11 protein-coding genes are annotated in these 7,427 nt (G+C 66.9%); 5 read left to right on the plus strand and 6 right to left on the minus strand.

Going from position 1 to position 7,427, the window contains the following annotated elements:
* A partial coding sequence (locus ADBZ6I_RS14565) for an alpha/beta fold hydrolase (protein WP_526385053.1) occupies window positions 1–161 on the minus strand: 161 nt, incomplete at its 3' end.
* Between the two features lie 55 nt (window positions 162–216).
* Between ADBZ6I_RS14565 and mhuD the strand changes: the two genes are divergently transcribed.
* Together mhuD and ADBZ6I_RS14575 are read left to right on the plus strand one after the other, a co-directional pair.
* Window positions 217–531 carry a mycobilin-forming heme oxygenase MhuD gene (mhuD, locus tag ADBZ6I_RS14570; protein ID WP_526385035.1) on the plus strand — a complete coding sequence of 105 codons (315 nt, stop codon included), beginning with the start codon at window positions 217–219 and terminating at the stop codon, window positions 529–531.
* Entirely contained in the window at window positions 509–1,852 is a 1,344-nt protein-coding gene (locus tag ADBZ6I_RS14575) for a serine hydrolase (protein WP_526385037.1), read from the plus strand. Before mhuD ends, ADBZ6I_RS14575 begins: the two co-directional genes overlap by 23 nt.
* A 320-nt stretch (window positions 1,853–2,172) precedes the next feature.
* Here the strand turns inward: ADBZ6I_RS14575 and ADBZ6I_RS14580 are convergent, their stop codons facing one another.
* From ADBZ6I_RS14580 to ADBZ6I_RS14595, 4 genes are read right to left on the minus strand one after another with little or no spacing between them, the layout of a single operon-like run.
* Window positions 2,173–2,847: an ABC transporter ATP-binding protein gene (locus ADBZ6I_RS14580; RefSeq protein ID WP_526385039.1), complete on the minus strand. Its 675-nt coding sequence runs from the start codon at window positions 2,845–2,847 to the stop codon at window positions 2,173–2,175.
* A gap of 12 nt (window positions 2,848–2,859) precedes the next feature.
* On the minus strand, window positions 2,860–3,210 hold the full coding sequence (locus ADBZ6I_RS14585) for an FtsX-like permease family protein (RefSeq protein WP_526385055.1): 351 nt from the start codon (window positions 3,208–3,210) through the stop codon (window positions 2,860–2,862).
* 12 nt (window positions 3,211–3,222) lie between these two features.
* A complete protein-coding gene (locus ADBZ6I_RS14590) occupies window positions 3,223–3,975 on the minus strand; it encodes a hypothetical protein (protein ID WP_526385041.1) in 753 nt (250 codons plus the stop codon).
* A complete protein-coding gene (locus ADBZ6I_RS14595; protein WP_526385043.1) occupies window positions 3,972–5,093 on the minus strand; it encodes an FtsX-like permease family protein in 1,122 nt (373 codons plus the stop codon). Before ADBZ6I_RS14595 ends, ADBZ6I_RS14590 begins: the two co-directional genes overlap by 4 nt.
* A 129-nt stretch (window positions 5,094–5,222) precedes the next feature.
* Here ADBZ6I_RS14595 and ADBZ6I_RS14600 point away from each other — a divergent pair, with 129 nt between their 5' ends.
* The 3 genes from ADBZ6I_RS14600 (at window position 5,223) to ADBZ6I_RS14610 (ending at window position 6,345) form a co-directional block, all read left to right on the plus strand.
* The gene (locus tag ADBZ6I_RS14600) at window positions 5,223–5,741 is read left to right on the plus strand and encodes a flavodoxin family protein (RefSeq protein ID WP_526385045.1); all 519 of its coding nucleotides are present in this window, start codon (window positions 5,223–5,225) and stop codon (window positions 5,739–5,741) included.
* Window positions 5,742–5,854: 113 nt separating this feature from the next.
* Complete coding sequence (locus ADBZ6I_RS14605) at window positions 5,855–6,100, plus strand: hypothetical protein (protein ID WP_526385047.1); 246 nt, start codon at window positions 5,855–5,857, stop codon at window positions 6,098–6,100.
* Window positions 6,097–6,345, plus strand: coding sequence for a hypothetical protein (locus ADBZ6I_RS14610; protein WP_526385049.1), 249 nt, complete (start codon window positions 6,097–6,099; stop codon window positions 6,343–6,345). The genes ADBZ6I_RS14605 and ADBZ6I_RS14610 overlap by 4 nt, the downstream gene beginning before the upstream one ends.
* Window positions 6,346–6,712: 367 nt before the next feature.
* Here the strand turns inward: ADBZ6I_RS14610 and ADBZ6I_RS14615 are convergent.
* Window positions 6,713–7,427, minus strand: a 715-nt coding sequence (locus ADBZ6I_RS14615) for an AAA family ATPase (protein WP_526385051.1), incomplete at its 5' end; no start/stop codon positions are given.

Here is a 7,427-nt window from a genome sequence, read left to right on the forward strand (position 1 = left end):
TCCCGGCCGCGGTGCCAGGGCGCGTCGTAGGTGTAGATCGACCCCACCCGCGTCAACCATGGCAACTGTGTCGACCAGGTACTGCCGCGACCCATCAGACCGTGCACCAGCACCAGCGGGCGGCCGGTACCGCCGCGGTGGACGATCGCTGCGCTGTTCACCCTCCCATCTTGCGTGCTGGACTACGCCGTGGATCGGTGGCGGTAACCTTGCGCCATGTCCGTGGTCAAGATCAACGCAATAGAGGTGCCCGCCGGTGCCGGTCCGGAGTTGGAGAAGCGGTTCGCCCACCGCGCCCACGCCGTCGACAACCAGCCCGGTTTCCTGGGGTTTCAGTTGCTACGCCCGGTGAAGGGCGAGGAGCGCTACTTCGTCATCACGCAATGGGAGTCCGAAGAGGCCTTCCAGGCATGGGCATCCGGGCCGGCGATCGCCGCCCATGCCGGCGAGCGGGCCAACCCGGTCTCCACCGGCGCCCAACTGCTTGAGTTCGAGGTCGTGATGGACGTTGCCAGGTCCGACAACACGTAGTAGAAGGCGTGCGCTGGCGTTCGCCGGCCTCGCCACCGCGGTCGGCCTGGTCACCAGTTGCGCCCCGCCGTCCGCACCAGCGGCCAACCATGGTGCACGAATCGGGCTGAACACCCCGCAGGGCGTGCGGGCGCAGCAGGTCATGGACATGCTCAACTCCGACTGGCCGATCGGCACGCACAGCGTCAAGACGCTGGCGGCTCCGGATGCGGTCGACACGATCACCGCGACCATGGACCCGTTGTGGTACGACCGCCCCTACACGTTGACCGGTGTTGACATCGGCGCCGGGTGGGCCAGCCTGCACGTGATCAGTTCCTTTGGGGCGCAACAGGATTTCGAGCTGCGCACCAACGACCACACCATGTTGAGAAGCCTGAAGGTCAACACGCACAAGCCCGTGATCAATTCCTGGCAGGACGTCGACTCGGCCCTCGACCGCACCGGCGCACGCTATTCCTGGATGGTCTCGAAGGTGAATGACGGCAACTGCGAGAAGATCGCCGGAACCAACACCGCCGAATCCCTGCCGCTGGCATCGATTTTCAAGACCTACGTGCTGTACGCCGTCGAGGACGCGGTGCGTGCCGGCACGCTGCGCTGGGATGACCTGCTGACCATCACCAGCGAGGCCAAGAAGCTCGGGTCGTCGGGTTTCGACCATGCTCCCCCCGGCACCAAGATCACCGTCCGCCAGGCGGCGGGCAAGATGATCGCGACCAGTGACAACATGGCGACCGATCTGCTGATCGGCCGACTGGGCACCCGGGCCGTGGAGCAGGCTCTGGTTCACGCCGGCCACCACGATCCAGCCAGCATGACGCCCTTCCCGACGATGCGGGAGATCTTCGCGATCGGGTGGGGCAACCCGGACGTCCGTGAGCAGTGGAAGACGGCACCGCCGGCCGACCGCGCCGCGCTGCTGAGTCAGGCGAATTCCCGTCCCTACGAACCGGATCCGGAGCGCACCCGCTCGCCGGGTTCGGCCTACGGAGCGGAGTGGTACGGCAGCGCAGAGGACATCTGCCGGGTCCATGCCAGGCTGCAGCACAACGCCGTCGGCCCGGCCGCACCGGTCCGCGACATCATGTCGGAGGTGGCCGGCATCGACCTGAACCGCGACGAGTGGCCCTACATCGGCGCCAAGGCGGGCAACCTTCCGGGCGACCTCACCTTTAGTTGGTACGCCGTCGACCGCACCGGTCAGCCGTGGGTGGTGAGCTTCCAGTTGAACTGGCCGCGCTTCCACAGTCCCAACGCCGGCGGGTGGGTGATGACGATCATCAAGCAGGTGTTCGGGATACTTCCGCGCTACCGCTGATCGTTTGGCCGCCTCGGTGAGGCGTACTCCTCACCCAGGAGACCTGCGTCGGCCTCGACAAATGGCCCGACCCCAAAGCCGCCGCCCTGCACTCCACCCCACGGTGAGTAAAAACACTGTCCGGGCAACGCGTTTGCAGTGGGAGCGACGCCTCCGCCGGCAGCTCCTACAGCGATGAGAACTGAGGCCCCAAGGGGGATGATGCGGATCATCGGATGGTCCCCCTTCCGGATTGCCCATTGCACGTCATTCCCCACGTCTGATACCCGCAGTGCAAGTGGCCCAAAACGCACGCCGTGCCGAGTACGGGTGGATTGCCCCTACGAATCCTCGAGGACGCCGTCGGTGATGGTGAGGGTGCGGTCGGCGTAGCGGGTCATCCGTGCGTCGTGGGTGACGATGACCGCGGCGGTGTTGCGGGCGCGGACCTCGGTCACGATCAGTTCCATGACCTGTTCGCCGAGCTTGGTGTCGAGTGCCGACGTGGGCTCGTCGATGAGGACGAGGTCGGGCTCGTTCATGAACGCCCGGCCCACGGCCACCCGTTGACGCTCTCCGCCGGAGAGTTGTTCGGGCAGATTGGATTTCCGCTTGTCGAGTCCCAGCTCGCGGAGCAGCTGATCGGCGCGCACCGCCGACTTCTTCTTGTCCCTCCGACCGAATTCGGCAACCACCAGAAGGTTCTCGCGGGCGGTGAGGAACGGCACCAGGTTCACGCTCTGGAACACGAACCCGACGCTCTCCCGCCGGAACTTCGTCAGGCGCCTCGGGTCGTACTCGCTGATGTCGTCTCCGGCCACCACCACGCGGCCCTCCGACGGCGACAGCAGACCTCCCGCCATGGACAGCAGCGTCGTTTTGCCCGAACCCGAAGGTCCGACCAGCGCCAGGATCTCGGTATCGCCCACCTGCAGGGAGGCGCGGTCCACCGCGACGATCTCGTCGGGGCCCGACCGGTAGACCTTGCGGACGTTCTCGAGTTGCAGCGCTGTCATCGTGTTCCCGGCCTAGCCGATGGCGGTTGCGGGGTCGATGCGGACGACGCGGCGCAGCGAGAGCGCCGAGCCCAGTGTCGACATGACGATCAGGCCGAGCAGGACTTCGACGGCACGCCGGACGGTGAGGTCCAGCGGCACCTGTGGCGGGATCACGCGAGCCGCGGCCAGGGCCAGCAGGAGGCCCAGCGAGAAGGAGAGGGCCGTGATCGCCACCGCCTGCAGGGCCACTTGGCTGAAGACCTGACCGCTCGACGCGCCGATCGCCTTGAACACGGCGTACATCCTGGCGCGCTCGAGGGTGATCAGGATGAAGAACAGTGCCACCACCAGGCCCGCCACAACGAACGTCGTGACGATGATGGCGTTGAACGTCTAGCGCTGCTGCGTGATCCCGGGCAACGCATCCACCGCGACCGTGCGGGTCACGGTACGGGTCATCCCGCCGGTTGCCGCGTCGATGGCTGCCGCCACCCGGGTGGGGTCGGCATCGGCATCGGTCTGCACCGTCAGCACCTGATTGGCGCCGGGCGCGAGCACCAGGTCGGGACGTGCCGAGGCGACCACGGCCCGCCAGGTCTCGATGCCGCCCCACAACCCGGAGGTGAGCATGAAGTTGGTGTCCGACACCCATCCAACGACCGTCACCGGGAACCGCTGGGGTCCGAGCAACAAGGTCTGGCCCGCCGTGACCCCGTAAGCCTTCAGGCTTGTGTCGGCGTACACCTGGCCGGCCTGCGAGGGCGGCGCCGGCACGCCGCGCGGGGCGCGCTCATAGCCGAAGATCGCCACGCTGGTATCCGGGCTCTGACCGGACACCGTCGCATCAGAAACCGTGGCTCCGAGCAGGGCGACCCCGAGGCCGCCCACCTGACTGACTCCCGGTGTGCGCGCGACCTCGGCCGTGGTGCCCGCGTCGATCCGTGAGCGGAGCGCCGACAGTTTGGCGTCGGCGGCGTAGGTCACCAGTTCACCGGGCTGAGCTCGGAGCGCCCCGGTGAATCCGCCGTAGAGGCCGTCCAGCAGGCCACCGAGTATCAGCAGCAGGACGGTCAGCAGAACGAGGGCGCTGACTGCGGGTGCGAACCGCCAGGGCCGGCGGCGCAGTTCAAGCAGCGCCATCTTCATTCGATACCGCCTAGCCCTGGGCGGCTCACGGCCGCAAACGGCTCGATGCGCAGCACGCGCCATGCCGAGAAAGCTGTGCCCACTAGTGAGAGGCCCACGATCACGAGCGTGGTGTTGATCAACGCGCGCGGTTCGACGTTCAGCGGCAGGCCCGTGTCGGCCGTGGCCGCGGCGACCACCAGCAGCCCCACTGCGACGAGCAGTGCCACGCCCAGCACCAGGACGACCTGAACGATCAGTCCGCGCACCAGATAGCCGGCCGGCGCGCCGACCGCACGAAGCAGCGTCAGCGACGAGGTCTTCTGGACGGTCAGGATCAGAAAGAAGAACCCGGTCACCAGCGCGGCCACCACGACGGCGAGCGTCAGGACAATGGCGAAGGACCCTTGCGTGGATGACACGCCGGGCACTCCTGCCACCGCCTCGCTGCGCGTCAGCGCGGTCACCCCCGGCACGGTGGTGTTGATGGCAGCGGCGACCACCTCGGGGCTCATCCCCGGCGACGGGGTCACCGCCACCGCCGAGGGCGGCACCGCGGCCGCGTCGGGGTTGGCCGCTTTGCGCAAGGCCGTGTAGGTGCCGAACGTGACGAAAAGGGTTGGCTGCACGCTGAACTGACTTTGTTCGGTCAGTCCGACGACGGTGATCGGCGCTCCGCCTGCTGCGGTGGTCACCGTGTCGCCGAGGGCGATTCCGCCGGCCTCCGAGCTGGCCACCCCCTCGCCGATCCCGCCGGCCTGCCGACCGCTGATCAGCTTCGTGGGCTGGCCGGGCTTGCCCGGTTCCGCCCCGATCACCGCCACGTCGCGCTGCTGGCCCTTGACCAGGACAGTCAGCATGGCCAAGCCCAGCGGCCCGGCCTGATCGACCCCGGGAACCGCGGCCACCTCGGCGACGACGTCCGGGCTGAGCATGCTCGCTTCGAGGCTGTTGCGAGCTTCGGAGCTGTAGACCAATACGGTGCCCGACTGGTTTTGCAGCGCACCGTTGAAGCTGTTGAGCAGCGCCGACATCAGCGTCTGCTGGAAGAACACCAGAAACATCAGCAGGCCGACAGCCCCGGCCAGCAGGCCGAATCGCACGGGCGCACGCCGGATCTCACGGCTGGCAAGCAGCACGTCTTGAACCCTACTGTCAGCCGGCGTTGGTCGCGACGGCTGATCTGCGCGCCCGATGCGCCACTTTTCAACTCGCGGACAACGGGGTATTGGGGGTATCGGTAGAGAAAACCTCGGGGAGGAGTGCTCATGAAATCGTTGATCGTCTGTGTATCGGTCTCCAACGGCAGTACCCGGCGGGTCGCTGACCGGATGGCTGAGGTCCTGGGCGCCGAGGTTGTCGAACCCGAGGCGGTCGATGTGGAGACGATCCGCGATTACGATCTCATCGGCTTCGGGTCGGGTATTTATTACTTCGCCGTGCATCCGCGATTGTGGAAGTTGGTCCGGCGGTTACCGGTCGGCGACGGCGTCCCGGTGTTCACGTTCTTCACCAGTGGCGGTAGGGAACTTCCGCTGCTGAGCTACAGCCGTCGGATCCATCGCGAGCTCGCGGCGAAAGGGTTCACCGTCCTGGATTCGTTCTCGTGCCGCGGTCTCGACACGGTCGGGCCGCTGCGGCTCATCGGCGGGGTGAACAAAGGCCGGCCGAACAAGCGTGACCTTGACCGGGCGGCTGCCGTCGCCGAGCGGATACGTGACCGGGTCGCGAAGTCTCAGACTGCTGGGCGTGCCGATATCACCACGAACCGGGACAGCGTCCCGTAGCAGGCGCCAAGCAGCTGGGTGAGCTTTGAGGGGACTTTGTGCCCTTCTGTCCCCCGCCGTGCCGGGGCGATGCTGGAGGGAATCGGTGACAGTTTCTGTTACGGGGGCATGGGGTGAAGCGCGACATCTTGAAGTTTCTTTCCGGCGTGGCGGCGGCGTTCACGTTCGTTCACGTCGTTTATGCGGTCGCGACGGCAAGGGGCACGGTATCGGCCCCGATCTGGCGCGGCCGTGAATGGGGCGTCAGCAAAATGCTGATCGAAGCCGTTGTGTACGGCTCGATCACCGCCGGACTGGGGTATCTCGCGTGGCGACCGGAGTCCCTTCCGCTGTCGCTGGATCGCGGGGGACATCAATGAAGAGGCGCGAGGTTTACAAGTTCCTGTCCGGCTTCCTCGCCGGAGCCGGGGTGGTTCACGCGAATATGGGCTTTGCCATTGCCATGGGGATGTTCAACGAACCGCACTACCTCGGGCGGACGTGGAGTGCCGGTTCCCTATGGATCGGCGCGTCGGTCTACCTCGTCGCGAGCCTGGCGCTGGGTTACCTGGGCTGGCGAACGTTGAAGCCGGCGCCCGACGACCGAGAGACGTCCCGCGTCTGACCGGCGGCAACGGCGGTATCTCCACCAAGGCCACCGGTGGCAACTGGAAGCGGCCATGCGCAGCGGCGCGGTTGTCCCCGCAATCGGCGGACAGCAGATTATGGCGATCGTCGCTGCCGCCCAGGGCGCTGCGGGCGCGCTGTCGGCGGCGGTGGAATCGGCGCTGGCCGCGCAGCTGGCGACCTGCGCGCGCAGGTCGCCACGATCCCCGGGGTAACCAGCATCCCCGGGGCCGGCGCGGCCGCCGGTGATCCCGTCGACCCTGCGCTCCGCGCGATGCGTGGCCTTGGGGGCGGCCGCGGTCCGGGCAAAAGCGACGACGGCTGGCCACCTTAAGGTGGCCAGCCGTCGTCGCTCGTCCGTCGAGTTACTCGATGATCACCGCCGCGGCGAGATCCGGTTCGATGATCTCGCGCTTGGGCCCACCGCTGAAGGTGAACTTGGCGTCCTCGCCGGCCCCCTCGCCGTCCCAGTTCTCGACATCGACGGTGACCAGCTGTCCGGGCCCGAGTTCCTCGAAGAGGATCTTCTCGCTCAGCGCGTCCTCGATCTCGCGCTGGATGGTCCGGCGCAGCGGCCGGGCACCCAGCACCGGGTCGAAGCCACGCTTGGCCAGCAGCGATTTCGCCCTGTCCGTGAGCTCCATCTCCATGTCCTTGGCCTTGAGCTGCTTGGACACCCGGCCGGCCATCAGGTCGACCATCTGGATGATCTCGTCCTGGGTGAGCTGGTGGAACACGATGATGTCGTCGATGCGGTTGAGGAACTCCGGGCGGAAATGCTTCTTGAGTTCGTCGTTGACCTTCTGCTTCATCCGCTCGTAGTTGTTGTCCCCGCCGCCCTGGGTGAAGCCCAGCCCGACAGCCTTGGAGATGTCGGAGGTGCCCAGGTTGGACGTGAAGATCAGCACGGTGTTCTTGAAGTCGACCGTGCGGCCCTGACCGTCGGTGAGGCGGCCGTCCTCAAGAACCTGCAACAGGGTGTTGTAGATCTCCTGGTGCGCCTTCTCGATCTCGTCGAACAGCACCACCGAGAACGGCTTGCGCCGCACCTTTTCGGTGAGCTGGCCGCCCTCCTCGTAG

This window comes from Mycobacterium sp. (genome assembly GCF_044342925.1).
In the GTDB taxonomy this organism is placed as follows: domain Bacteria; phylum Actinomycetota; class Actinomycetes; order Mycobacteriales; family Mycobacteriaceae; genus Mycobacterium.